Annotated in this window: 22 protein-coding genes and 1 tRNA gene; 10 read left to right on the forward strand and 13 right to left on the reverse strand. The window is 58.0% G+C overall.

Annotated features, from left to right (window positions below):
• Positions 1-79: 79 nt before the first annotated feature.
• Entirely contained in the window at positions 80-1021 is a 942-nt protein-coding gene (locus ACT2BZ_RS10070) for a substrate-binding domain-containing protein (protein WP_457940818.1), read from the reverse strand.
• Between the two features lie 66 nt (positions 1022-1087).
• Complete coding sequence (locus ACT2BZ_RS10075; protein ID WP_457940819.1) at positions 1088-1915, reverse strand: phosphogluconate dehydrogenase C-terminal domain-containing protein; 828 nt, start codon at positions 1913-1915, stop codon at positions 1088-1090.
• Positions 1916-2014: 99 nt separating this feature from the next.
• On the opposite strand from ACT2BZ_RS10075, the gene ACT2BZ_RS10080 reads away from it, so the two are divergent.
• Both ACT2BZ_RS10080 and ACT2BZ_RS10085 read left to right on the forward strand, forming a co-directional pair.
• Complete coding sequence (locus ACT2BZ_RS10080; RefSeq protein ID WP_457940821.1) at positions 2015-2806, forward strand: triose-phosphate isomerase; 792 nt, start codon at positions 2015-2017, stop codon at positions 2804-2806.
• A gap of 665 nt (positions 2807-3471) precedes the next feature.
• Positions 3472-5439, forward strand: a complete 1968-nt coding sequence (locus ACT2BZ_RS10085) for an outer membrane protein (protein ID WP_457940822.1) — start codon at positions 3472-3474, stop codon at positions 5437-5439.
• 329 nt (positions 5440-5768) lie between these two features.
• On the opposite strand, the gene ACT2BZ_RS10090 is transcribed toward ACT2BZ_RS10085, so the two are convergent.
• From ACT2BZ_RS10090 to ACT2BZ_RS10110, 5 genes are all read right to left on the reverse strand, one after another.
• A complete protein-coding gene (locus ACT2BZ_RS10090) occupies positions 5769-6383 on the reverse strand; it encodes a hypothetical protein (protein ID WP_457940823.1) in 615 nt (204 codons plus the stop codon).
• A 7-nt stretch (positions 6384-6390) separates the two neighbouring features.
• The gene (locus ACT2BZ_RS10095; RefSeq protein ID WP_457940824.1) at positions 6391-7023 is read right to left on the reverse strand and encodes a hypothetical protein; all 633 of its coding nucleotides are present in this window, start codon (positions 7021-7023) and stop codon (positions 6391-6393) included.
• A 116-nt stretch (positions 7024-7139) separates the two neighbouring features.
• Positions 7140-8429: a hypothetical protein gene (locus tag ACT2BZ_RS10100; RefSeq protein ID WP_457940825.1), complete on the reverse strand. Its 1290-nt coding sequence runs from the start codon at positions 8427-8429 to the stop codon at positions 7140-7142.
• Positions 8430-8539: 110 nt separating this feature from the next.
• Entirely contained in the window at positions 8540-9376 is an 837-nt protein-coding gene (locus tag ACT2BZ_RS10105) for a TniQ family protein (RefSeq protein ID WP_457940826.1), read from the reverse strand.
• Entirely contained in the window at positions 9369-9929 is a 561-nt protein-coding gene (locus ACT2BZ_RS10110) for a hypothetical protein (protein WP_457940827.1), read from the reverse strand. Before ACT2BZ_RS10110 ends, ACT2BZ_RS10105 begins: the two co-directional genes overlap by 8 nt.
• Positions 9930-10032: 103 nt before the next feature.
• Here ACT2BZ_RS10110 and ACT2BZ_RS10115 point away from each other — a divergent pair.
• Positions 10033-11384 (forward strand): IS3 family transposase gene (locus tag ACT2BZ_RS10115; RefSeq protein WP_457936118.1). Its coding sequence is split into 2 segments (ribosomal slippage): positions 10033-10369 and positions 10369-11384, totalling 1353 coding nucleotides; the frame shifts between segments, so codons are not numbered across the junction.
• A gap of 112 nt (positions 11385-11496) precedes the next feature.
• On the opposite strand, the gene ACT2BZ_RS10120 is transcribed toward ACT2BZ_RS10115, so the two are convergent.
• Positions 11497-11697, reverse strand: a complete 201-nt coding sequence (locus tag ACT2BZ_RS10120; RefSeq protein ID WP_457940828.1) for a hypothetical protein — start codon at positions 11695-11697, stop codon at positions 11497-11499.
• A gap of 196 nt (positions 11698-11893) precedes the next feature.
• Here ACT2BZ_RS10120 and ACT2BZ_RS10125 point away from each other — a divergent pair, with 196 nt between their 5' ends.
• The gene (locus ACT2BZ_RS10125; protein WP_457940829.1) at positions 11894-12085 is read left to right on the forward strand and encodes a hypothetical protein; all 192 of its coding nucleotides are present in this window, start codon (positions 11894-11896) and stop codon (positions 12083-12085) included.
• Positions 12086-12608: 523 nt separating this feature from the next.
• Here ACT2BZ_RS10125 and ACT2BZ_RS10130 read toward each other — a convergent pair.
• Together ACT2BZ_RS10130 and ACT2BZ_RS10135 are read right to left on the reverse strand one after the other, a co-directional pair.
• Entirely contained in the window at positions 12609-12842 is a 234-nt protein-coding gene (locus ACT2BZ_RS10130; protein WP_457940830.1) for a hypothetical protein, read from the reverse strand.
• A gap of 1242 nt (positions 12843-14084) precedes the next feature.
• Positions 14085-14372, reverse strand: a complete 288-nt coding sequence (locus ACT2BZ_RS10135; RefSeq protein WP_457940831.1) for a DUF982 domain-containing protein — start codon at positions 14370-14372, stop codon at positions 14085-14087.
• Between the two features lie 211 nt (positions 14373-14583).
• Here ACT2BZ_RS10135 and ACT2BZ_RS10140 point away from each other — a divergent pair, with 211 nt between their 5' ends.
• Together ACT2BZ_RS10140 and ACT2BZ_RS10145 are read left to right on the forward strand one after the other, a co-directional pair.
• Entirely contained in the window at positions 14584-14775 is a 192-nt protein-coding gene (locus tag ACT2BZ_RS10140; RefSeq protein WP_457940832.1) for a hypothetical protein, read from the forward strand.
• 863 nt (positions 14776-15638) lie between these two features.
• Positions 15639-16385 (forward strand): FecR domain-containing protein, encoded by a 747-nt coding sequence (locus ACT2BZ_RS10145; protein WP_457940833.1) that lies wholly within the window; start codon positions 15639-15641, stop codon positions 16383-16385.
• A gap of 270 nt (positions 16386-16655) precedes the next feature.
• Here the strand turns inward: ACT2BZ_RS10145 and ACT2BZ_RS10150 are convergent.
• Positions 16656-16721 (reverse strand) — tRNA-Arg (locus ACT2BZ_RS10150).
• 76 nt (positions 16722-16797) lie between these two features.
• Here ACT2BZ_RS10150 and ACT2BZ_RS10155 point away from each other — a divergent pair.
• The 4 genes from ACT2BZ_RS10155 to ACT2BZ_RS10170 all read left to right on the forward strand — a co-directional run bounded on the left by ACT2BZ_RS10155 (position 16798) and on the right by ACT2BZ_RS10170 (position 22669).
• Positions 16798-18120 (forward strand): integrase, encoded by a 1323-nt coding sequence (locus ACT2BZ_RS10155; protein WP_457940834.1) that lies wholly within the window; start codon positions 16798-16800, stop codon positions 18118-18120.
• 991 nt (positions 18121-19111) lie between these two features.
• Positions 19112-21457, forward strand: a complete 2346-nt coding sequence (locus ACT2BZ_RS10160) for an AAA family ATPase (protein WP_457941267.1) — start codon at positions 19112-19114, stop codon at positions 21455-21457.
• Positions 21458-22040: 583 nt separating this feature from the next.
• Entirely contained in the window at positions 22041-22301 is a 261-nt protein-coding gene (locus ACT2BZ_RS10165) for a hypothetical protein (RefSeq protein WP_457940835.1), read from the forward strand.
• Between the two features lie 38 nt (positions 22302-22339).
• Positions 22340-22669: a hypothetical protein gene (locus tag ACT2BZ_RS10170; RefSeq protein WP_457940836.1), complete on the forward strand. Its 330-nt coding sequence runs from the start codon at positions 22340-22342 to the stop codon at positions 22667-22669.
• An 80-nt stretch (positions 22670-22749) separates the two neighbouring features.
• On the opposite strand, the gene ACT2BZ_RS10175 is transcribed toward ACT2BZ_RS10170, so the two are convergent.
• Together ACT2BZ_RS10175 and ACT2BZ_RS10180 are read right to left on the reverse strand one after the other, a co-directional pair.
• Positions 22750-23328, reverse strand: coding sequence for a recombinase family protein (locus ACT2BZ_RS10175; RefSeq protein WP_457940837.1), 579 nt, complete (start codon positions 23326-23328; stop codon positions 22750-22752).
• Between the two features lie 298 nt (positions 23329-23626).
• Complete coding sequence (locus tag ACT2BZ_RS10180; RefSeq protein WP_457940838.1) at positions 23627-24274, reverse strand: hypothetical protein; 648 nt, start codon at positions 24272-24274, stop codon at positions 23627-23629.
• Position 24275 lies beyond the last annotated feature (1 nt).

Below are 24275 nucleotides of genomic sequence, written 5' to 3' on the forward strand. Positions count from 1 at the left end.
CGGCGCGACGGTTCCGGTCGTTAAAGATGGACATAGGGGCGGGCGCTGGGCCCACCCCTCGCAATTGCACCAGTCAGGCCTAGTTCTTGAGAGCGAACGTCTCGAGATTCGGCGCGTTCTCGGCGGTGATGAGGACGCAGTCCATCAGCTGCTTTTCCTCGGCCGGAGCCTTGCCGGTCTTGATGTAGGCGTCAGCCTGTTCGACGGCCATCTGCGCCTGTGCGTAGGCAGGCTGCAGGACGGTTGCCTTGATGCCACCCGAGTTGATCGAGTCGCGGACGTCGTTGGAGCCGTCGAAGCCGACGACGATGACGTCGCCCTTGCCGGCGGCGACCAGGGCCGCGTAGGCACCCATTGCCATCGTGTCGTTGCCCGAGATCACGCCCTTGATGTCGGGGTTGGCCTGCAGGATCGATTCCATCTTCGAGTAGGCCTCGGTCTGGCTCCAGTTCGCCGACTGCGCGGCGACCATCTTCAGGTCCGGGAATTCGTCGATGACGTCATGGTAGCCCTTCGAGCGGATGCCGGCGTTGGTATCCGACTCCTTGCCGATCAGCTCGACATAATTGCCGGCTTCGCCCATCAGCTTGACGAACTCCTGCGCACCGAGCTGGGCGCCCTGGTAGTTGTTCGAAACGATCTGCGCCGCGGCAACGCCGGTGGCGTTGATCTCGCGGTCGATCAGGAAGGACGGGATGCCGGCGTCCTTTGCCTTCTGCACGGCAGCGACGGAAGCGTCGGCACCGGCATTGTCGAGGATGATCGCCTTGGCGCCACGGCCGATCGCGGTGTCGATCAGTTCGGACTGCTTGTTGGCGTCGTCGTCATGCACGAGCACCAGAGCCTCGTAGCCGAGTTCCTTGGCTTTCGCCTCGGCGCCGACCGCTTCTGCCTTGAAGAACGGGTTGTCGTGCGAGGGCGTGATGATGGCGATCAGGTCCGCCGCATAGGCTGGCATTGCCGTGCCGATCGAAAGAAGAGCGGCGAAGGCAACAAGCGTTGTTCTGCGAGTAAGTTTCATTGAGTCCTCCCGGTGAGATGTAACCAAACCCGCCGGACCCGTCCGGACGGGGTACCAAATTCGAATTCAGGTGATGCGCCGAATGCTGTCGGCAATCTCCTGCGGTTCGAAAACCCGCTTCCAGTCGTCGCGCATCAGGACCGGTTTGCCGAACTCGATGGCCTTGTTGCACGCATCTGAAAACACGCCCTGCGTCTCCCCGAAGATGACGGCGCCCAGGACATTCATGTGGCCGAGCAGGAAGTCGAGCGCGGCTTGGCGGTCCACGCCGCGCGCCACCACCTCGTCCATCGCCTCGCGCATCACCACCAGCAGCGAAGCGCACACGGTCTCCGACAGGCCGGGCTCCAAGAGCGCCATCTGCTCGACGGTTACGCGGTGCGAGCGCATGACCGGCGCCCAGATGATCTTGGCGATCGCTTCGCCGGTGGCATAGGCCTCTTCGGGACCCTGCATCAGCGCGCTGACGATGTGCTGCTTGGCCTTGACCCCACCGAAGAAGTCACGCTTGGCCTCCAAGTCCGTCTCGTCGTTGAAGATCGGCGGATGGCATGGGTGCGTGACGAAGTAGGTGAGGTCCGGTCGCTTGGGAAGATGCCCGGCAAAGGGGGCGGCAGCGTCGAGCACGACCACCATCGTGCCCGGCTTCAGCTTGCTTTCGATACCCGCGGCCACCTTGCCGATGGCCGTATCGGGGACTGCGAGAATGACCACGTCGGTGCCATCCAGCGCCTCGTCGGCCGACACCGTGTCTAAACCGAGGCCGGACTTAAGCCGCTCGCGGCCGGCGTCGCTGACTTCGACATGACGAACCAGGTAAGGCGAGCCCTTGAAATTGGTAGACAGGCGGTAGCCCATCTTCCCGCCGGCTCCGAAAAGGGCGATCGTAGTCATGCACTCATTCCCAGTTTTGTCGCTCACGCACTGTGCTGCTGGTATAATGAGTATGTCATCAATTGCAAACGCTTTTTGCGCGTGTCAGAATCAGACGACATGTTGAGTAGGACGAAGGGGGCGACGGACGTGACAGATTTCTGGGTCGGCACGAGCTGGAAGATGAATAAGAGCCTTGCTGAGGCGCTGTCCTTCGCGGCCACGCTTGCGGACCGCCTGCCGAAGGTCGACCCGCGCATCCAGCCCTTTGTCATCCCGTCCTTCACCGCCGTTCGCGAGGTCAAGGCCGCCCTTGCCGAGACGCGGGTCAGGGTAGGAGCCCAGAACATGCACTGGGCCGATGCCGGCGCGTGGACAGGCGAGATCTCGCCGCCGATGCTGAAGGATTGCGGGCTGGACCTTGTCGAACTCGGTCACAGCGAGCGGCGCGAGCATTTCGGCGAGAACAACCGCACCGTCGGCATGAAGGCGGCGGCGGCCGTCCACCATGGCCTGGTGCCGCTGATCTGCGTCGGCGAGACGCTGGCCGAGCGCAACGAGGGGCGTGCGGTCGAGGTGCTGGCCGCGCAGGTCGAAGGCGCGCTGCAGTTCCTCGAAGGCGACGGGCTGCGCCAGAAGATCCTGTTCGCCTACGAGCCGGTCTGGGCGATCGGCGAGGGCGGCAGCCCGGCGAGCGCCGACTATGCCGACGAGCAACAGGCGCGCATCAAGAAGACGGCCGCCGCGCGACTGGGCTCGGAACCCCAGGTGCTCTACGGCGGCAGCGTCAATCCGCAGAACGCCGCGGAGCTCATCGCGATGCCGCATGTCGATGGCCTGTTCGTCGGGCGGTCGGCGTGGGACGTCGGCGGCTACCTCGACATCCTGGCCAGGTGTTCGAACGCAATATAATGAGCCGCGTTCGGACAAGCAGATCGCCGATAACAGTTGTCGGGCGACAAAGAAGTCTGGACTCGAACGTATTACGAAACAACGGCTTGACGTCCTACAACGACAATGTGCTGGACTATTTCCGCCACAATAGATTGGACTCTGATCGCAGAGCGCCACAAAAGATTGGACCTAGCCGTACGGGCGCGAAATCGGGCCGGATCGTCGGCTCTAGGGCCGTAAGCAGTTTGTCCGCTACCGGACGCTGGCCTCAGCATAGCGGACGTTCGCGCGAACTGAGTTTCAGCTTCTCCAGTGTCAAGTCCAACACCAACTTGCGATCTGCTCGTTCTCATTCTCAAGATCGTTGAGATGCTTCACCTTGTCGCCTTTCGACCGAACAATCTCTATGTGCCAGCGGTAACATGACAACTGTCATAACCCCGATCAAGCGAACCTGTCGACCCTACAGGGAGGACCACTTTTCAAGATGCAGACAACAGATATCCGACATAGGATCTTTCAACAATTGCTCAAAATGTGGCGGCAGTGCAACAGATCGGGCGGGATTTTCTGCCGCTCGCGACTATGAGGCTGGAAATGTTTACGATTTATGGCAATCATCACGAAGTTTGCTAGCCGCGCATGCGACCAGTCGCGGTCGAATTGATCTCAAGGTGGGGACCATGAAAATACTCGCAGCCATGGGTGCCAGTTTCGTTGTCTTAACAACATGTGCATGGGCCGCAGACCCAACGGTTTCCGTAGACACCGGCTACAATTGGTCAGGCTTCTATGCAGGCGTCAACATAGGGCACGCGGGCCATCGCACTGGGTTCGAAGACCCAGAATACGATTGGTATGGTTCCACATTCTATCTTAACGAAGACGGCTTCGCCTACGGCATTCAAGGCGGTTACAATTGGCAGCAGGGAGCAGCAGTCTACGGCATTGAAGGCGACTTCTCCGGGCTGACCAACAGCGCTTCCACAATTTTCTCCTCCGACAATGCAATCGAAAACGATGTGAACTGGATGGCCTCGCTGCGCGGCCGCGTTGGCCTCGGACTAGATCGGACCTTGGTTTATTTGACCGGCGGCTTGGCTGTAGCAGATTTCGATCGATCTTGGATTGAAACAAACGATGCCGACGACAGTTGGCCCGATCTGGGCGATACCAAGTTTGGCGTTATCGGCGGTTTCGGTGTGGAGCATGCTTTCTCCAGCCGATGGACGGCTCGTTTCGAGGGGTTGCTCGCTCGTTTTGGCGAGAACACAACTGTCAACGACAATGATTACCCTCTCCTGACTTCGGACACTATCGCAACGGCGCGCTTGGCGATCAACTATCGATTTGGTGAGATGCCCGACGCCGGGATTGCACCGTACACCTCAGGAACGCCTTCTGACTTTTCAGGCTTTTATGTAGGCGGCAATTTAGGCGGTGCATTCGACATCGTTTCGCAAACCGACATTGACTACTATGAATGGGGCGCCACCTACGACCACAGGAGCGAAGGTTTCACCGGCGGCGGGCAGATCGGATTTAACGTGCAGGATGGCGCGGGCCTGTACGGTGTTGTTGCAGATTTCAACTTGTTCTCCAACAGTAATGCTAAACTGTATTACGACCCAGACGACCCCGAGTACGAAATTCGTACCGGCATCAATTGGATGGCGTCGCTCCGCGCCAAGGCTGGTTTGGTAGCCGGCAACTCGCTGATGTATTTGACGGGAGGTGTCGCACTGGCGGATTTCGACAGTGAGGTCGACGGGAGACCTTACGACGACCCTTATTGGGACATGAGCGGCACAGAAATCGGCCTGATAGTGGGTGGCGGTTTCGAACAGAAGTTCACCAATAACGTAAGTGGTTTTGTCGAGGCGACATTTGCTGCTTTTCCGGGATCCACGGTATACGGAAGCGGCGATGGCGACGATGCACCCTACCGCGGCGCCGGTCAGGTAACCTCAGTGCGCACCGGCATCAACTATCGCTTCGGCGGCGCCGAAATGTCAGACGGGGTAGAGATGCCGCTCATTGATTGGAGCGGTGCTCACGCGGGTGTTGAGACTTCCTTCGCATACCACAACGGCAGCATTTGGGATCGTGTGTATTATGACTTTGGCGGGACATATCAGGTGCCCAGCTTGGGGGCCGGGTTTGGCGGGCACGTGGGCTATAATTGGCAAAACGGAAGCTTCGTATATGGTGCCGTTGCCGACATAGAAATGTTCACGAATGGAGAAACGGATACCGCTGTCGATTATCGAGCGGTGGTTTCTGAACTCGATTGGCTTGCTACTATCCGGGGTCGTGCGGGTATAGCATCCGGTAGCACCTATATGTATGCGACTGGCGGTCTGGCTATTGCCGATGTCGATCTGGAGTACAATTATCTTCCATCGCCGGATTCCAGCAGTTTTGACATAGGCGGTACACGCACCGGCTGGGTCGTGGGCCTAGGCGTCGAGCAGGCGTTGACAGACAAGGTAAGCTGGAAGCTTGAAGGCCTCTATTCTAAGTTTCGAGGGGAAACGGCCGGCAACGGTGAGACATGCAGCGACACATATGTCGAACCGTGCGAGATGGATGGCTTCGATGACAACGTGTCAATCAAGCTGGGTCTTTCCTACAAGTTTGGCAGTCTGTGAGGCGGGTAGGTAAGGACTGCTACGCTAAAAGCACGGGGCTGCCGAAATCCCTGGTCGCGGAGAAGCCGCTTTCGGGAGGATAGGATTTTGCGGAGATGAGGCGCGAAGCAGGGCAAATTTCAGATCAAGATGACGCAGTTTAAGGACGAGGTAGAAACTTCAGATCTCGGCCAGCATGCCGACGGCGATGAGCTCAGGACTCGCTGCCATTTGCCCAACAGAACTAGGCTTCGGGACGGTGCCGACTCTAGTGGCATGCGAAAGATCGGACGGACGGCGAGATAGCTCTACTTAGGCGCTGCGCCCAGACTGATTGGGATGAATCCGCACTAGCGCTCCAGCGCTCGTTTGATCACCCCATGCCAAGTCTTCGACGAGAACGCCGCTGAGGGGTGCAGCATTCGCACTGCTCGAACTGGAGGCTGATGCGGAAGATCGATCCATTCCCCAGTGAATGACCAAGGATCTCCATCGTAACCAGCATAGTGATTCCGTATGACCCATGGAAAAAGCTCATAGCCACAAACCAGCAGAATTTGAGGTCTCACTTCGCTTAGCACTGTCTCGAAGTGCCGCTGACCATCACGGAACTGTTGTGACGTCGGTCGCGTCGATCTCGCACTTTTCGCAAGGACCACGGGAATGTAGTTGTAGAACGCAAGCGAGTTCCAGACGTCCAACTCGCCACGCTTGCCGTTAGCTTCGAGCTCGATTCGATTCTTGCCAGATACCGCCCATGCGACGTTATCAAACGTACGAACCCAACGTTTTCCGGCTGGCCTAGATTCGTACAGACGCATTGCGTCCCGTGTCATCTCCGGCACTTCCTGGCCTACTCGCTCCTCGTAGTCGTCATAGTGGGATTCTCCAACCACAAGGATGCGCTTCGCCCCGATGGGGTCATTACCGGATCCAAACTTGTTGCCAACCCAAGGCGTGAACATGCAGTCGTTACCCTTCCACAACTGTGAATGAAATTGTTTCGTTCGCCCAGTCCGCGAGCATGGCGCCGAGCACGCAACCCAAGATCGCATAGGGCAATTCATCCGAAGAGTACATATGGATGACCTTGCCTCTGCGGTCTTTTAGCCAGACGCGATAGTTCGGTGCCCATTTGCCTTCACCCTCGACGATTGTGAGATTGAGGGCGGCCCGAAATACACGCGTTTTGAACATCAGCGCGCCACTCACCGAGGTCGTGAACCGGGGTACCAACTGCAGAATTGGAAGTTCGACAAACTGTCCTTCGGCATCGAGATAACCACATCGCCCCGCTTCGAAGGTATCGGCAGAAGCATCGAAGCTATCGAGCGTTAGTTCTCTCGTCTCACTGACCCAATCCTCATATGCCGTTGGGCTCATCGCGCGAATGGCGTTCTGTAAATCGCCAGCATCAGGGGGGAGATCCCTTAGGACTGTGTCGCAGCTGACTACTGTGGCCTTCCGAACCTCACGAGCATCTATCAATTTGAAAAGTTCGGCATCGAAGTCGCGACTGCCGTAGTTCGCTCCCACTCCCGGCAACAGCTCCAGCAATCTGGCCACAGTCGATCGTGCAATTTTCCTTTGGTCCGCATCGTCCATTGGTTGCTCCATATTGTTTCCAACCAAGAACCCCTTCGCCCCCTCCAATTCAGCCTTCGCGCCATAAGAACCCTTTCACCGGTAACCGATCCGATCAGGAGCGAGCTTCAGATTCCTTATCGGCTACGCGACCCAGGACGGGCGAGGGGATGATGTGGAACCTGTATTTCGCGCAGGACTGCCGCACGCTGAAGCAGCCAATTGAATGCCTTCGCGGGGTCATTACCGTCGTAAGGATGGCTCTCTGTCACGCTGAGACCATGCAAAGGCAGTACCTGGGGCACAGCCTGAGGCCATCCGTGATTTATTGCTGATTGGTGAGCGCGAACGCGAGCTGAATTAAGTGGGACCACAATACGAAGTCGTCGTTCCCCAGGCTCTATTAGCAGATTCAACCGACGAGTACTGTCACTCAACACCATTGTGGTAGAATCTGGATGCCACCGAAGAGTGTATCCCTGAGCAAAACGTTCTAGATAAATTTCGAGATCATTATGCAGCTCCTGAGCCTCAGGCCGATCTTGAAAGGTGCCTTGAGCAAGGCCCAGTGCACGCTCCGCATCCACACGCCTGACGAACAATGTCACGCAACCCACGAGTTCGCGAGGAACTCCCACACCGCGCGCCTTGAGGAGTTTCGCTGCCTCGCGCCGCTTGCATCCCAAGGCGGCTGAGTACATATGCGCCGGCGCGTAATGCAATCGAAAGTGCGATACGGACTCGCGATCGATTGCGGCTGTTCCCCCTTCTTGGGCGTGTTTCAAAACTCCCGCATCAATGAGTTTTTTCACCATATCCCTAGTGGTTCCAAGAGAGGTGGCAGCTTGGATAAGCGTGACCGAAATCAAGTCACTTCGCTTCTTTCGAGGGACGAAGTGGTAAGCTGCTTTCCGCCGCGGAGGTAAACTCTCCGGCGAAATAAGCACTGCTCCGAGGCCCCGCCCAAGCGGACTTGAATCCACGACGTTTAAGCGCCCTGCAATAATGTCGGACACTACCTGAGCAAAGCTGCAATTCGCTTTGAATCGAAATTCGTCGATAGTGAGCCCACTTCCTGTGTAGGTCTGCCTCGATACTGGTTTCGCCAATGTAATGATGCCCTCTACGGCAACACGATCATATTTGCTAAGAAGCCCGCCATGTCCTCTGACAATGGGCACGAGCACGCCACAGGACTTGAGCCGCGCAAGACGCCCAGCCGATATCCCGAGGGCATCCGCTGTCGCCCTGCTATCCATCATCCGCCCAGCACGACGCTTTATCGTTTCAAGAGAAACGTCGTGTGGATTGAGACTGGAATTTGCAGCATGATCCGAATCCTGATCATTCCAATGAGCCAAGGCTTGAACCTCGGTTGCATACATATCGAGGATGACCGCGATTTCGCGATAACGCGGAACTTCCACCGGGAAGTTCCTACGCAGTTTCCTACAAGCGTTATTGGTTCCGGCTGCCCAGTTCAGCATTTTGCCGACACTAGGAATATCGCATCCGCTCTTTCCAAAGACGGCGGATTTCACCCAACCGAGGGTTTTCTTGATGTTCTTTGAGCTTGTTGGCTTCTGCAATTGATACGGCGAGGACTTGAGATAGTCCTCGAAGAGCGCAGGAATCTCCCCCCTTCGGCCAAGTAGAGATATCCAGCTTCTGCTGCCCTCTGTCGTGAGGCCAGCCAATCGTCTCTAGGCAATGTCTTCTGCCAACCATAAATGCTGATTCTTCCGAGTAGGATCAGCAACCCGATAGCTTTAGACAGCGAAAGATCGTCCAACTCCGGCAACTGGAGGCGCGCCAATCCGTTGAGGCGACCGTAGACATAGGCAGAAAACGGCGTCGGACTGCACACGTCTCCCTTGTTATTGCCAACGGTCCGAAACGTTTGAGACGGAGACTTGCCCCAGGCCCAGGTAAAGCCGCCAATTTCGGTGTGCAGCACTGTGCCGTGAAATGGACAGGTTCGCAGGATCGTCAGGTCGAACCAATAGCGATGATAAGAACATTCGCTGATACAGTCGGGACAATATCGACGGTTCCTGACAGACCAATCACGACTTACCCTCAGATGCTCACCGCGAACACTGACGAACGCATCGTTGAGGATGGGCGTGCAATCTCGCAGGCGATCGAGACCCTCTATCGGCAGGTTCTCGCAAAGCTGGAGCATCTCCTGAGGTTTGATATTGCGACCGTTGACGCCCAGTGTCATCGCGAATGGCCTGATCGACTCCTGGCCGTTGAGCGCCGCAAGACGGAGGAAGAACCCGTGTGCGGGTTCGTCCTTAAATGGGATCAGTCCCCACCGGGGGATCGGCGGAATGCTCGGCACCGAAGCGTCCGATCGGCGGTCAAGCATGCGCGCGCTGCTTCCGTTTCGAGAAGGGGTCGTGGGACGCGGCCGGCCGCGAGTCGTTGGCCGGCTTTGGCTTCTTCGACCAGTCGTCCCTGAAAGGGTTGAAGCTCGTCTGCGGCGGCTTGATCCAATCGTAAGCCAGAGCGAGATGGGAGGCATTGATCGCATCCGATCCGTCGTTGATGGCTTCCGTGCCGGCAAGGAATAGAAAATTCTTGAGAAGTCCGATAATGCCCTCGCTGACCCAATGCAGTTGTTCGGCCACTGCGGTATCTCCAAGACCCGACTTCTTGAGAAACGGCATGCCTTTATCGAAATGATCACACAGCAGACGGAACGACATTCGCTCTTCTGCACTGTCCCATGAGTATGGACGAAGGAAAACGTATGGCAGCCCGCCACGGCCCACCAACTGCTTGTCGCCACTCAGGAGGCCGTATGTCTCGGGCAGGCCGATGCAGATGATGCTAGCCTTCTCGAGATTGAGAATTTTCCGGATGAGCCGCTTGAAATCGGCGGCAAGCTTCGGGTTCCTGACGCTGCAGACATCCTGCACCTCGTCGAAAACAATGAGTGTTTCCCGTCAGCACCTATGGCCCAGATTTGAGGTTGTGACTTAAGGAGAGTTTTGGTCTCGTCGCATTGACGAAGGAATGACGATGCCACCCAAAACGACGAATGCGAAGAGACCTGCAGAGCAGGTAGTGAAGGATATCCGCCGGGCAACTCGGCGGCATTTCTCAGCGGAAGACAAGATCCGGATCGTGCTGGATGGCCTACGCGGTGACGACAGCATAGCCGAGCTGTGCCGCAAGGAGGGCATCGCTCAGAGCCTGTATTACACTTGGTCGAAAGAGTTCATGGAGGCTGGCAAGCGGCGCTTGGCGGGCGATACCGCCCGTGCCGCCACCACCGACGAAGTGAAGGATCTGCGCCGAGAGGCCGGTGCGCTGAAGGAATGCGTTGCCGACCTGACGCTCGAGAACCGTCTGCTTAAAAAAAGCATGATCGCGGATGGGGGCGACGACGAATGAGATACCCCGCATCCGAGAAGCTCGAGATCATCCGGATTGTCGAGCAGTCACACCTGCCAGCTCGTCGCACACTTGAGCATCTGGGCATCCCACGCCGGACTTTCTGCCGCTGGTATGATCGTTACCTTGTTGGCGGCCCGGAAGCGCTGGAAGACCGCTCATCGGCGCCGAGCCGAGTGTGGAACCGGATACCGGCTGAGATTCATGATCAGATCATCGAACTGGCGTTGGATCAGTCGGAGCTCTCGCCGCGCGAACTGGCCGTGCGGTTCACCGACGAGAAGCACTACTTCGTATCGGAGGCCACGGTTTACCGCCTGCTCAAGGCCCATGATCTGATCACCAGCCCGGCCTATGTGGTGATCAAGGCCGCTGATGCGTTCCACACCAAGACCACTCGCCCGAACGAGATGTGGCAGACCGACTTCACCTACTTCAAGATCATCGGCTGGGGCTGGATGTATCTGTCCACGGTGCTCGACGACTACTCCCGCTACATCATCAGTTGGAAGCTGTGCAGCACCATGCGGGCCGAGGACGTCACCGACACCTTGGATATGGCGCTGGCCGCTTCAGGTTGCGACCAGGCTCATGTCCGGCACAAGCCGCGCCTGCTCAGCGACAATGGCCCGAGTTACATCGCCAGTGATCTGGCAGACTATATCGAGGCGCAGCGCATGAGCCATGTGCGTGGCGCTCCGTTCCATCCCCAGACGCAGGGCAAGATCGAGCGCTGGCACCAGACCCTCAAGAACCGCATCTTGCTCGAGAACTACTTCCTGCCCGGAGACCTCGAACGCCAGATCGAGGCGTTCGTCGAATATTACAACCACCAGCGCTACCACGAGAGCCTGGGCAACGTGACGCCCGCCGACGCCTACTTCGGCAGAGCGGAGGCAATCATCCAACAACGAGAAAGGATCAAACGTCAGACCATCGAACAGCGGCGCTTGCAGCACCGCAAGCTAGCCGCATAACATCAACACCGAGACGAGGCCGAAACTCCTCTAATCAAAGCTGCAGTCTGTGCCACGCCAAATGTTCTGACGACGGACAGATTTGCCTTGGCGGACAGCGTTGTCAATCATGTCAACAGGGCGCTTCTGGATCAGATGTCCCGCCGGAATAATGGGCCTCGTTTAGACGTTCATCAATCTGCGTTATTGCCGCCTCGAGATGCCTGCGCTCTTCGACGGCGAATTCCTTCAACTCGTCAGGAAACTCATCGAGCTTTTCGATAGCTTCGACGATCGCGGCGCGGTAGACAGTCAGAGATTGAATAAGGTCCAAGTGCGGCTCCTTAAATTCCGCAAGTCTTATCGGAACTTTGGCCCAATAGCGACAAGCGAACGATCAAGTTTCAACCTGAAACATTACCCATCATAAGCAAAGGTTGAACTGCAACCCCACGCAGCCCGACCGACTGGCGAAGGCGTTGCGCTGCCTTGCCCGGACCCGAAAAGGATCGAAGTGCCAATCCCCAGCCGTGAAGGGTAGGCGTCGATGCCGGATGCACGGCGGCACGAACCCCGGAGCGCCTAAGTGCAATCGCAATGCCTGGAAACATGGTGGGAGGTCTGCACTGGCCATCAAGGCGGCTCGGTACCTCAGAAACTTATCGACCGCTGCTGAATGTCGAGTTACTCAATCAGTGGAGCAGGGGGAGCAAATTCAGTGAGGCAGCATAGCCGTCATCGACTAGCTAATCTGGGTGCGGCCATAGCGGCCCTAGCCGCAATCCTCACCGTACTATTTTTTACGTTCGGACCTTCGTGAACAGCAACGGCATCGCCGCTCTCATCACTTAGCGCTTAACAGACGAAGCCCGCCAATCGGTGAGAGTGGTTGACAGGCTCGGAGGCGGCTGGCTGGCGAGGGCCGCGAGCACAGCCAGCCTTTGACATCCAGCTGCAAAAAATGGCCCGTCGACAGAGAGGCAACGGGCCAAGTGTGCAAGCTAAAACTTGCCACGCGATCATCATGCTCGGGGGGGGAGCCGGTGATCAGCCAAGACAATCATGGAAAGCCAAAAAGGTTCCATACCGAACTGAGATGGAGTATTTCGTTCAACTGGTGTGCTGCTGGCCGTTCTTGCGCCCGTCTTTCCTCATTGCCAGTTCAGAACAAACCGCCAACGACTCGCGCTCCATCTTCGCCCCCAGCATGCAGCATAACGCCGGATCTAGTCGTTGCGCTGTTGGTCAAACGGACGATGCTCTCGTTCTCGGCGAATAGATTAGGCTGACGTTCTTGCCGCCGCATTTCGAGCATTTGAGCTTCGGAGCAATATCCGCGGCCATCGCTGGCGCGCGTTCTCCGAGCATCGCCTGCAAGAGTTCCAAGTCAACCGTCCGGTTGTGATGACAGCCTTGAGCCTCACAATAGGCCGTGATCGTCATGTCTTCGGAGATAAGCTCGGCAAGGGTCCAGACCATGCCGGCAACATAGCTCGAATTCGCGGTATGTGCAGGTGGCCCGTCGCTGTTGGATGAGGGGTCGCTCTAAGCGACGGGCCTGTTGCAAACAGCGGTGAGAAAGAGGGCCGCCAATCCAGAATCTGCTCTCGCTCTATGAATAATGGGTTAAGGGGTTTGCTCTCGTCCCTGCTAGCTAGTCCGAACTGTTTTTGGCTTGCACCCAATTGGGCAATGCTACACAGATTCAGCGTTTGGGGACGACATGCAATCATGGCCAAGAAAAAGGATCGACTGCGACTGATCGAGGAGGTCGAGTCTCAGCCGTTTGAAATAGCTTGTTCTAAAGGCCATCGGTTCTCGAGAACGGGAGCCTGGTTACAGAGAAATTTGATATTCAGCTGTCCAGCTTGCGGAACCAGCATTGTCCATTCGGAAGTCAGACTCCGGAAGCTTTTCTGCGAACGGGTCGAGCAACTCCTCCAAATTACTTCATGGCAAGATAAGTAATACTAGTCAAACCTAGCTGTGAGAGTCGGGGATTCTTCCATCGCTTGCTTGTTTGGCAATGGAGGCAAACCAAGCTGCTGTGGTAGCTTGGGGATAACAAAGCCCGCCGACCGGTGGGGGTGGTCGACGGGCCTGCAAGGTTCACGTCGGAACCTCCGACCTCCTGAGTTGGCACCCGGAGTTCGAAGCGACTTAACGGCTCGCCTCGCAAATGGTTCCGCTCATTTCCTGGGAATGAGCTGTCTTCCCCAACCTCTTTGTGTTTCTCCAGCTAGTCAGTGCAGCCATTGACATCTTTTGCGCAGTAGGCCGCTACGTTAACGCCAGGGCAGCAGTAGGGCAGTTCATCCGAACAATAGCTGCCGCTGCCATTAGGACACTCCGCTCCAGCAACCTGTGTCGCGGCCGACTCATTCGCTGGAGGAACGGTGGGCTTGCCATCAAGGCTCCAAAAGACAGGGGTCAAGGGCAGTCGCGATGCCTCCTCGCCCGCATGGGCAGAGGCCGCAACTACGATCGCGCCAGCAATTGCGATCATTGATAGTAATAGCGGAAAGTGCATGTCATCCTCCCAACCGGGTACGACGAGCCTGTTACCCGAAACTTGCTCCCGTGCGTCCTTGGTGACAAGGACGGGCTCCACGTTCGATCTGTGTCGGAACTGCCATCCGCCGGTAGCGTCATTCTGCTATCACAACGAGCGCAGCGTTTGCTGATCCGACATCCATAGCAAACACCAACGTGCTGACCGCGTCAGGCGGCCTCTGCACCTTGACCGCCGAGGTCTCTTAAAGTGGCGATGTCATCGAGTATGCGCGCCGACCTTGCAAAGCTGGCAAAGCAGGCTCGAGCGGACGATGACGGGAGCCTGCCATCGCTCGCATAATCGCAAGCTTGAATCGCCGTGCGATGGATGGACCCGCGCATTTCTTGCGGCCAGCCCTCAAGGAAGCGTTGAGCTTCCGAGACGCTTGCGATCTCTTGGATAAGGTGGTCTCCGCAGATGACGAAGACTGAATAGTCGAAAAGCCGGTCGTTCATCACTTCCTCCTTGTGATGGAAACGTGAGCTTACTCGATGGGAACTGCCTACGCGGGGGAACAGTGTAAGGCGACGCTAATATGGTCATCGTCGCCTTCGCATTCAATGGGACCCATGGAGCGGTCTGTAGTCGGCGAGCTGGATCGAGTGATATGATAAAGCCGTTGCCGGCAGAAAGCCGGATGATCGTTTGGGTTGAGGAGCCTGACAAATGGACAACAAGAACGTCATAATTGGCGCCATTGCCGCTATTATCTTGATCGCCATTATCGGTTGGTACGCTGGCTGGTTTGGTGCCGGCGAGACCACGCCACCGGCGGTGGCCACCGAGGAACCGGCGACCACCGAGGAACCGCCTGCCACCGAGGAGCCGGCGACCACTGAGCAGCCGGCGGCCAACTAAGCCTGGCAGCAGAAACGTGCAACAGAACGGCGCATGAACCTGCCCGGAAGCGCCAGCCGACGGGAAGGCGAGAATGTGGCAATGGAGGCATAGCAGTATTTAAATGCTCTGTTTGGACAGGCGGTCGTCTCTAAACGGCCAGCCTGTCCACGTGCTTGGTACTCAGGCTATGTGCATTGCACGCCTTCGACTCGTCCCGAGTGCATTATTGAGTTCTGGTAGCGCGCAGCGACCTCCCACCATCCAGTTTCACCCGGACGCGCTGGTTGCGACACATCACGGCATGGTCAAAAGCCGAATATTGCGAGCCCTCCTGAACGAAAAACGCTAAATTGCAATTGAATTCGTTTCGGGGCCAATATTGGATTGGTTCCCTTGGAGGGCTTTCATATGCCCATATCTGACTATGCAGAAACGTTCCTTCCGTCCGACCTGGACGAACTCCGCAATGTTTATGACCGTGTGTGTGCTGAGCGCGGTCTAACTTCCAAGGATACGACCAAAACCGAAAAGCTCGCTGATGAGCTTATCCGGCATCGGTTACTGGGCACTTCCAACGAAGATGAGCTTTATCAGGCCGTAAACGAGGAGCGGGGCTCAAACCGGACATAGTTGCTCCAATAGTTATCAGGTCGATCAAATCTGATCGATCTAGGTAATTGATTTGCCTTTGGTTAAAATCATCGGAGAAAAGTTTCCGGAATAAAAGGAAATTTGGGCTCATTGCTCGCGCTACGATTCCTTCTTTATGGATGGATAGTGCAATGATCATGCGGTCGTTTTCCCTGGTTCCGCTTTATGCGGCGTTGCTGTTGCTAGGCCTCATTTCGGTAGCGCAGGCAGCGGATTGGCGTGTCGCACAGATGAGCGGTCGCGTTTTCATGCAGCATCGCGGCGTGCAACTCGCCTCGCTTGCAACGGGCGGCCTGCTCAAGAGCGGCTCCGTGGTCATCACCGACCGCAACGGGCGCGCCAAACTGGTTCGGGGCGACCAGACGATGATCGTGTCTCCAAACTCGATGGTAACGCTGCCCGGCAGCAAGGGCGGTTCGACCAAGATCATTGAGGGCGTCGGCCTCGTTGAATATGACATCGATCATCGCAAGGTCCAGCACTTCTCGGTGGAAACGCCCTTCCTGGCCGCCGTGGTCAAGGGTACGCGCTTCAAGGTAAAGGTTTCCAAGAGTGGTGCCAGCGTCGGCGTGCTGAGGGGCATGGTCGAGGTGACCAATTTGAGGTCTGGCGAGCACGCCAACATCCTGGCCGGCCAGATAGCCTTCGTGAATTCCTCGAAGGGCATCACCATCCGGGGCAAGGGCGCGATCCAGAAAATTATCCCGGGTCCAGTGCGCGAGGCGCTTGTAGCTCCGCCGAACGGAAGCGGCATCGATACGGTGCTTGGCGGCGTATCGGCCATTGCTACAGCCGGCGCATCCGCAAACGTCGGCGGTGTGTCGGCGAGCGTCGGGGTTGGCGGCGTGTCGGCCAGTGTTGGTAGCGGCACGTCGGCCGGCGTGGGACGCGGCGGCGTTTCTGTCGGCGTTGGTGGCGTATCGGCCGGCGTGGGAAGCGGCGGCGTGTCAGTTGGCGGTCTAGCGGGGCGCCGGTAGAATTTCGGAGACGGGCGGCAATCCGGTCGATTATTTGAGGACACGGATGGCAGCCATCTCGTCGAAGGCCTCGATGTCGGTGCGAATGACACTGCCCACATAACAGAGCGGGCGCCAGCGGTCCCGACTCCCTCTTTCGAACATCATAGACGCCTTGTTGTGTGTCCCCCCGGTTCCAACTGCAAACCGCTCTCCGGCGCAACTTCACCCCCAGTTTTCCGTACGCGTTCCATACGGGAGAGGTCGCTTGGATGTAAGTTATTGAATTTATGGCGCACCCGAGAGGATTCGAACCTCTGACCTCTGCCTTCGGAGGGCAATGCAGTGAGCGCTCGCGTGTATCTGTGATAGCCATGAAGCCTTGTTTCCTGCGGTTTCACCGTTATACATATCACACCAATCCCGGAAATCTATGTGGGACGATCGTGTGGGACAAAAACTTGCCGAGATCGACAGCCCATCCAAACGAGCGAAACTGGCAGCTCGGAAGAATCCCTACTGGCAGGGGGTTGGCGGTGGCCGCGGCGGCGTAAGCCTTGGTTACAGGAAGCTGTCTCGAGGACCGGGTGCCTGGGTGGGCAAGATTGTCGTGGAGGGCAGGCGCGTCGAAGAGCGGATCGGAACGGCGGACGACGACGGCAATGCCGCCGGAGCGCTGACCTTTAGGCAGGCCGTGACAGCCACGCTCGAGTGGAGCCGCCGGCAGTACGCCTCGCTGCAGGCAGAGAAAACCGCGGCGTTCGGTGCTTCGGTCCCGACAGTGGAATCCGCGGTCGCGGAATACACGGCTGCCAGAAAGGCCCGCTCTGCGCGCGACGGATCGAACGCCGGTGGCCGACTCAAGAAGCATGTGCTTGCCGATAAAAAATTCTCGCGAACCCCATTGTCAAAATTGAGCGCGGTCACGATTGCTGACTGGAGGGGCCGACTGGCGATCAGGGGTCAGACGCAAGTGGGCTGTGCCGACGAAGCCCCAGCGATTGCGCCGTCGACGTTGAACCGCCTAATGAACGATCTGCGCGCTGCGCTCAACGGGGCGGCCGAACGACATCGGCGTGAACTTCCGTCCCACATTGCTGGCGAGATCAAGGTTGGAACCCGCGCGGTGAGCACGGAAGATAATGCACGTCACCAGTTGCTTACCGAGCAAGAGGTTCGGTCAGCGATCGAAGCATCATTCGCCGCTGATCCAGATGGCGACTTCGGACGGTTGGCGCTCACCCTGGCCACGACAGGTGCGCGTCACTCTCAAGCCAGATTGCTGCGTGTTCGCGACGTCCAAGTCGATGAGTGCCGTATCATGATGCCGGGATCCAGGAAGGGGCGGCTAGGCAGGGCCAGGGCGCCCGTCGCCATTCCCGTTTCGGCAGACGTTGTACGCGAATTGATGCCGGCCATCGACGGACGCGGTCTTGATCAGCCGCTGCTGGAGCGATGGGCTTACAAACGGGCCGGGCCGGTCAAGTGGGAAAGGTCAGCGCGGCGCCCGTGGGGCCCGGCTTACGAGGTCGATAAAGTGTGGGCGGACGCGGCGTCGAAAGCCAAACTGCCGGCTGGCACGACGATGTATGCCTTCAGGCACTCGTCGATAGTTCGAGGATTAAAAGCCGGACTGCCGGTGCGCCTTGTGGCTGCTTTGCACGACACAAGCAGCGAAATGATCGAGAAGCACTATTCGGCATACATCGTAGACGCGACCGAGGAGCTTTCTCGCCGCGTGACACTCTCAATATAGCGACTCGGGAAGATAGTAGAAAACGACATACGATTTGATTGATGTAGTAAAAGAATTGCCGTGATTGACAGGTTGCCAATGAACCGGTAATTTAACGATCAACGCGTCGCACTAATTGTTAAATGATAGACGGCTGGCCTGGATTGGCATGACGCACTTTCCCCGAAACGGGCGCGAAGCGCCCTTTGCAAGGTCAGCCGATGCCAACTACTGCACAGCGCATCACCGCGCGCGAAATCTCAAAATCTGCCGACGCCGAAATCTCTTGGCGTGACAGGCCGTTACTGACGCTCGCCGCGGCAGGATCATTGCTCGGGTTGTCCACTGCCTCCCTGTACAGGTTCGAAACCGAGGGCAAGTTGACGTTCCGTCGACTTGGAGGTCGTACACTCGTCAAAGTGGACACCCTCATTGCTCTTGTCGACGGTGCTGAAAGCTGGTCGCCCTCACAACGCGGGTCCGCCGCGCGGGCGGCCCGTAGCGAACGCGCGCAAGCAGCGTGGTCCGAATGACGGCAGCGTCGAAGTCCCGCCGAGAACGGCGCCGTAACAGATCGGGTGTGCTTGTTTTCGAAAAGCCGCCGGTGATCTGCTCTCTTCGCCCGATGACCTTGGCGGATATCGAGCCCGGCGGGAGTTGGGTCCCGGGAATGACCGTTCTGGAAATTCGCCATGTCGACAACAACGGATACCCCCAGGAGCCCGAAAACATAATCCTACGGCTGTCGCCTGGCCTGCGAGAAAACACCACGGCCAACGTCAAGGAGGTCATCAGTCGAATCCGAAGTGCGTCGGACGAGGTGCGGGTCCTAATCGATCAGTACGCAATATTGCACCAACTGCCTCGGACGGTCGGCAAGGATGTCGGGCGGCGCGCTGCCTAGCGTCCAAATTTGCCAATACAAAATAGCTGACGACCAAGCATCTAGTGAAACAAAAAATAGGCCGCGCGATCCGGAAGATCGTGCGGCCCGAAAGAAAGTTTGGTCGAGATGAACTCTATCGAATCACCGCGCGAAGCGCAACAGTTCGGCGACGTTATTGCGAGCTCGATTGCTCAATCGCTTTCATCCTTCAACACATCTGTTCCGCCTAAGCAACGTCTGTCCGGCGGCGCTGTAGCATCCGCCTTCCTGCATGAACTCGACCCGACTGGCTGGCACAACCTGGTCGCGCTCGATCCGACGCAAGACATTGCGCCGCCGGTCGCTGCGCAGACGTTTGCGCCTGGGGAATTCGACGCCATGGCGAAGTGGATCGACGAGCGCGATGGCGAGCTGAACCTCTACTATTCGGTCAATGAGCCTCGACCAAGATCGCCTCACAAGAAGCTTGCCGCGGGGGACATCGGAGCAATTCGTGCCGTCGTGGCCGACATCGACCTGCCAGCACTTGCACAGGGTGCCGATGCCGAAAAGGAGGTTGCCCACTACGTTAAGTTAATGGGCGCCGTCGCCGAGCAGACTTCGGCACCGCCGACTGTGCTGATCGATTCAGGTGGTGGCGTTCAGCTGGTGTGGAAGCTGGACCGCGGGTACGACCCCAAAGAGTCCAGGACATGGGCCGAGGAGCAAGGCCGAGCGATTGCCAATGCTTTTGGCGGGGACAAGGTCCAGGACATTGCACGGATTATGCGGCTCCCCGGGCCAGAGAACATACCGACACCCAAGAAGGTCAAGATGGGCCGTGTACGGCGTCGTGCGGCGGTCGTCGCCAGCCATGTTGAACGAGGCTACAGCGATGCGGCGCTCGCCAGCGCGTTCACTCCTGTTGCTGCAAGCGAAGCCTTGGGCGCCGCGCCGGCCGACGTTGCAGCGGCGCACGAGGCGATCGACATGGGAGAGGTCGAGGCGCATGAGACCTACGGAGATCTGCCTAGCGATCTTCGGCTGCGCTTCGAGGCTGCAATTGATCGCGTTCCGAAACTGGCGGCGTTGTGGAACGGCGATACGACCGCATTGCTTGGAAGCGATCAGACCAGCTCCGCGTGGCGCGCCGCGCTGGCTGGGCGATTGTCCTCGAATGAAGGTTTCGACGCGCAAGACTACGCAAGTTTGGTGTGGGTTTGGGAACAAGCGGACAGAGCAAAGATCGACCATCGCCAGCTGGCGCGAGATTGGGCAAAGTACGGTGAGCCCAACGTCGCGAGGCGCGCTGCAGTCCTTGCGCATTTTGTGCCCGTGGCGGAAACGGCTCTGCCCCCGACGCAGTGGATCGACCCTACCGCTTGGCTCGGCCAAACAATAAAGCCACGCGAGTGGGAAGTCGAAGGTTGGATCCCGCGCCACGAGGTCACGCTGCTCTACGGCGACGGCGGCATTGGCAAGACGCTGCTCGCGCACCAGTACGCTACCGCAGCGGCTACAGGTCGCTCTTGGCTGGGCCAGAATACGCGGCCGGCGCGGGTCATGTGCTTCTTCTGCGAAGACAGTGCCGCGGAGCTCCACCGGCGCCAGGCCGACATCAACGCCTTACTCCACGTTGACTATCCGGACCTTGCAAACCTCCGGCTCGCGTCTCGCAAGCAAGATGACAATGCGCTTGGAGTTTGGGACCGCAGCGCCGGCAGACTCAAGCTGACACCTGCGTGGGATCAGCTGAAGGCCGACGCGATCGAGTTCGGCGCCGACGTGATCGTGATCGATACCTTGTCCGACGTGTTCGTGGGCGATGAGATTTCGCGCAACCAAGTCAATGCCTTCGTGAAGGGTTGCCTCGGACGCCTGGGCGCTGCGATCGGCGGCAGCGTCATTGCGCTTGGGCATCCGTCCGTTTCAGGCAAGGCAAGCGGTTCCGGAACGTCTGGCTCAACCGCTTGGAACAATGCAGTCCGATCGCGCCTGTATTTGCGGTACCCCAAGGGCACCGACAAAGGAAATATCCGTGAACTCGAGGGGATGAAGCTCAACTATGGTCCCAAGGGTTCGCTCCTCAAGATCCGATGGGAGAGGGGCGCATTCGCCACGATCGCCGGGAATACGACAGCCGCGGCTAACGCAAACACCGGCTGGCCGGCCTATCTAATCCCACAGCTCGACGACGTTGCCGAGGCCGCGACGATCAAAGCCTTGAATGAGTGCTCAGACGTGGCCCTGTCGATGTCCAGGAACAGCGTTCATTTCGCGCCAAAGATACTGGCACGCCGCTCGCCGGAGCTGCTGCAAGGCTATTCCGCAGAAGAGATACAGGGCGCCATGGAGCGGCTCGAGCGAAAGAAACTCATCCGCAACGCAGTCGTGGGACGAACCTCATCGCGGCATCCGATCAACGGCTTCGTGGTCGTAGTACCGGACAACCTGTCGGTCGCCGCTAGCGCTACAGCGTCGGTGTTCGAATGAGAGAGGGCAAGCGCACAGTGCGCAAGGTTGAGGGGGATGTGCGCAGGGTTCCCGCTAAGTCGTTGAAATCATTGCGGCGCAGTCTGCGCTCGGGTTCGGCGACGCCAAGCGCGCTTGGGTGCGCCCAAGCCCAATATTCACAAGGATTTGCGGGTTGCCCTCGGGTAGTGCGCTGGGGTCCACCCCTACGGGGGAGCTGCGCTTTGCGCGCAGTCGCTCCCCATCGCCGGTTTTGGGCGGTCAATGCTGAAGGACTTGGGGACGAAAAGTCGATTCTGGCGATACCTCACGGACGCGTCGCTGGGAGGCGGCAATGAAGAGGCGTCGTCCGACGAGAGCGCCAAGCGCGTGGCAGAGTTCGAGCCAGTGGCGCGCGATCGGTACTGCAGCGATCCGGCGCTGGAACGCCAAACGGCATCTGGCTCCAAAGTGCGGCGCGACAAGCAAGAGCACCGGCTACCCTTGCCAGCAAGTCGCGATGGCCAACGGCCGCTGCTACTTCCACGGGGGGCGAACCCCCAAGGCGGACGGGTGGCACCAGTCACGCTGGCCAAACGGCAAGGCGCCGGATGCCGTTGATAGGATGAACCGTAAGCTGGCCGACAAACAGCGAGCCGCGGCCAAGCGCGCGACGCGACTGAAGGCGATGACGCCAGAGCAGCTCGCGAAGCATGAAGCCTGGCAGCGGACGCACGCGCCGACGTCGGCCGGCGACCGCGCGCGCAAGCGTGCTGAGCGCGAGCACAACAAATGGTTTCGCGAAGGCGTGAAGAAGATCAAGCAGGCGGAGCGTGAGGCCGAACTGGCGGCAGCGATCGAGAACCGACTGGGAGTGTTTGCATGATTGCGTGACCACCCAGCTACTTAAGAAAGGACAGAGACATGGCATCGAAAAGGAACGAGAGCTCCGAAGAAGTCTACGAGCGCGTGCACGAATTGCTGATGACACGCGGCATTGTTGCAGCGGTTGAAAGCCTGATCGCCGTGGCCGAAGATCCTAAGGCACCAGCCCCAGCAAGAGCTACCGCGGGGACAAGCCTGTTGCGGGCGGCGGGCATGTTTGCCGCCGGTAAAGCCGGAGGCAAACAAAAGCTGCCTTCGGAAATGACTCCGGAAGAGCTGACAAATACATTGGCCAAACTGCGCAGCGACTTGGAGCGCAGCGAGCGCGCCGGCCACGACGACGAACAGAACGACGGTATTTTCGCCTAGTCGATTTCGGGGTCATTCTGCCCGAAGCGGCTTTCCTTAGATCAGGTTGACGGCGTCGCGCAGATCGTCGCGAGAATGTTTTACGTAGGTCCAGCCTGTTGGGCCTTTGCAAGCGCTCGATACACGCTGGCCTTCGACAGCTTTTTCGCTTTCATGATCGAGGGCACTGTCTCACCCGATGAACGTAGTTCAATGATTTCGTTGACAACGTCATGGGTGAGCGTCGGCCGTCGACCGAATTTTACGCCCTTCTTGCGTGCCATTGCGATTCCGTCGGCCTGGCGCTCACGCCGGATATCGTTCTCGAACTCTGCAATTAGCGCTAGGATCCCAAGCAGCAATTTCCCCGATCGAGTTGTCGTGTCTGCCTCGGCGTCGTCCAGCGCGCGAAACCCGACCTCTTTGTCGGCCAGCGTCTTCAGAATCGCGTGGAAGTCAGAAGCTGACCTGGCAATGCGATCAATCTTCGTAACCAGAAGCACGTCGCCGCGACGGACAAACTTGAGGCACTCCTGGAGCTTTGGGCGTTTAGCGTCGGCGCCGGAACGCTTTTCCTCGAACATTTCATCCGTACCGACGCCAGCGGCTAGCAGTCGGGCGCGTTGTGCGTCTAGTGATTGGCCTGTCGATGATACGCGGGCGTAGCCAACTGTGGTCACGTTTCTTATCTCCTAAGACGTTGTGAGAACGCCTTTCTGACACATAAAAAGAGACACACAAAGCAATAGCTTCAGAAAGCATACAATATGAGACACTTACCGCGGGAGTTTTCGGCTGGCTGCCAGTAGGAGCGTCGGACTGGGCTGAAGTGCCCAACCAACTCGCCCTACGCGCCCATCCAGATCGCGCAACAAATCGGCGGCATCGTGAAAACTGGGCAGACGTCTATAGCGGCGAGCGACTCACAAAGACTCGAAGCTCTCGTTGCAGGACCTCCGAAATTGGTGAGTCCTGACCTTAGTTGTGAATGATCGGAACTTCTTCCTCGCTGCGGTCTTCCGCATCGTTTGAAGGTAGGTCAGGAATTGTAGCCTGCACGCCGTCAAGTGCGTATTGCCAGGGTCCCGGCAACGACTGCTTGAGTACTTCGAGCATTGCAACGCCGGAATCGTTGCCATTGAAGACGATGGCCGACGCCAGTCCAACAGCCCATCCATCGGGATCCGCTTCCATCTCCTGTTTGATTCTTTCCATGTCTTCAGGCCCGCCATGGGCTGCAAGATACTGTGAGAACGGAGAACGATCGTTGAGCCCATAAGTTTTCACTGAATCCCGTGCGATTTGAAGCTGCAACTCGGCATTGGCAAGATCGAGAAACACTGCATAGGATTTGTAGAAAGTCGGCTTCTCTGCAGCAGCCTTTTCAAGATCCGGCTTCAACTTCGGGAGCACTAGTTCGGGTTCGCGCTGAATCCGCGCCACCGCGAACTCGTCCTTAGACTGCGAATCCCGAGGATAGGTTGGCGATTCCAGAAGCCAAGCGTATGCTTCTTCGTCCGTCGCGAAGGGGTTCTCGATCGGTTGCCCAATGGCAATGCTCGAAAAGGCCATCCATACCATCACGAGCCAACCCGACGTCGCTTTCATCAGGCCAGATTTGATCATC

This window comes from Mesorhizobium sp. 10J20-29, from assembly GCF_054130485.1.